A 2,301-nucleotide genomic window follows, 5' to 3' on the forward strand; every position below is an offset into this window, starting at 1 on the left:
AGCCAAATACTGGTTCACGATTTTGCCTTGTCCTGTTACGCTTAGGGTATCGGGCAAATTGAGTATGTTGTAGCTAATGTGTAGCTTTTTGTACTTCTATATTCTCTTTTAAAAGAGATACAAATGAAACACTCGGACTATCCGAGTGTCCTTATCTCATACGGATTTAAATATTAAATTTACACATGTTTTGTATTATAGTGTATCTTAACACTTTTTTATGTCTACATAAGCAAATTATACTTTTTTAGCACTTGTCTTAATTGATTTCTATAATTATTATATTCTGTCAGTTGATTTTCAATCTCTAAAATATCAATGGGAATAGTACACATTATAACTTCATCTCCATGTTTATTTAAACAATCTTTTCCAATGATATTTTCTATATCATTAATTACACCAGAACCTGACAAATGCTTAGAATTAAAGATATTACACCAAAACACATCCCAAATTCTTTCTCCACATTTATTTTTATTATTACCAAAATGATGAACAAGTTCTTTTTCTTCTTCTGTAAGACGTCCTGAAGCAATTCCTGTCGCATAAGCTTTTGGTTGCTTAATTCTAGGCATGGAAAAAGCAAATCCATAACTAATTTTACAACCATTATCACTTAACATTGAAACCAATTCTTCAACTAATTTTTCCACATCACCAGATTGCATTCTGTCTTTAATTTTATCACAATCCATTTGCAATTTAAGTGAACTATAATTGGTAAATTCATCTTGTGGAGAATATAGAAATGAAATATCAGTATCACTAATCCTGAATTTAAAATCTTTTGGAACAATTGCTAATTCAATACCTACATGTGTTGAACCATTAATGTTTTTATACATTTTTTGTTCATTTAACTTAGTGTATTTTACATCTTTATTATAAAGCTTATTTTTATGAAAATAACTATATGAAAATCTATTCGGTGGAGTATTGAAAAGAGTGTGAATTTGATTTGTTGAAAATTTTAAAATTTTATTTAAAAAATCATTCTCTATTGCTTTCTGATTAAGAAAGTAAATTGCTATAACTAAATCATTCTTTTTCATTTATACTTAATTTTAATATGGTGGTTGAATAGCGGTTGTATTTACATTATAGCCTGATTTTTGTAAAAACTGTTTCATTATTAATAACTTATTTTCTATTTGGTAGATAGTTTGAGAAGGACTCACCACTTCAGTAATGCTAATCACTCCATTTTTGTTCACTCCAATTACATCAGGTCTCCAATTACCAACAGTTGGAATTTTTTGTCCCAAAGCCGTATTTATCGATTTGTTTAAATATACTACATTACCTGAATTAGCAAGATCATCTGCATTTTGCACCATAGCATCCCAATGTTGAGGAACTCCATGAGGTTTACCACTACTAATAATTTTTCCTGATTTCACCCAAGCCGTTCTCTCCCCAGGTAAATCAACCTTTCTAAATGTTCCTCTTGGCAAATTATCAGCTTCGGTTACAGGTAAATTCTCCCCCCTTGTTTGAGGTAAAGACTCCGGTTTTCTCATCGGAGTTTTTATCTCGTTTGGCTTTAGAATTTTCGGTTCTAAAGTGGCTACTGGCGCAATAGGTTGTGGAGCACTGTTTAGGGTTCCGTTCCAAAACGACCTGCCATTAAATTTGGCTATACCTCCATTAATGGTTCCACCTAATAACGCTCCAAATGCAATTCCCTTTCCATATTCTTCAAGTGTCATTAATGGATCACCAAAATAAGCATGGTTTAATCCATTTTGTACTGGCATTGAATAAGCTGCTCCTACCGCTCCTGCATATGCTCCAGCATAAAATCCACCAGCTCCTGCTGCTCCTCCTCCTGCTGCCAAAAATGCAGAACCTCCTGTTGCTGCTCCTACTGCTCCTGCTGCAGCACCAATTCCAAATGCAACAAAACCATCTTTCCAACTATTAATCTTTCCTTGGTAGGCTTTTATTCCAAGGTTAATTAATCCTCCTACTGCTGCTCCTATAACAATGTGCCAGAACTCCCCATTCTCATCTACGTAGATCATCGGATTATTCCCCATAGCAATGTACGGACTCGAAGCTTGTAAAGCCGGATCGATGGCAAACCAGCGGCCTACCTCGGGGTCATAATACCTCGCGTGGTGATCGTACCAATTTACCCCTAAACTGTCAATGAACTCTTTGCCTGTATAAAGGTAATTATATTTGTTTTTTGTTGAAAGGCCTGCAATAATTCCTCCATATGGGTAGTAAGCAGTTTCCTGTATTACATTCTCCTCCTCATCTACTACTACACGAGTGTGACCCAAATGGTCTTTT

General features: G+C 34.4%; 2 protein-coding genes. Both read right to left on the reverse strand.

Features of this window, described 5'->3' with window-relative positions; translation table 11 throughout:
• Positions 1 to 224: 224 nt before the first annotated feature.
• Positions 225 to 1,055 (reverse strand): hypothetical protein, encoded by an 831-nt coding sequence (locus tag NQ163_RS20440; protein WP_268192167.1) that lies wholly within the window; start codon positions 1,053 to 1,055, stop codon positions 225 to 227.
• Between the two features lie 12 nt (positions 1,056 to 1,067).
• On the reverse strand, positions 1,068 to 2,301 hold a 1,234-nt coding region (locus NQ163_RS20445; protein WP_268192168.1), incomplete at its 5' end, for an RHS repeat domain-containing protein.

The sequence above is a fragment of the Marinifilum sp. D737 genome (genome assembly GCF_026672275.1).
GTDB lineage: Bacteria > Bacteroidota > Bacteroidia > Bacteroidales > Marinifilaceae > Marinifilum.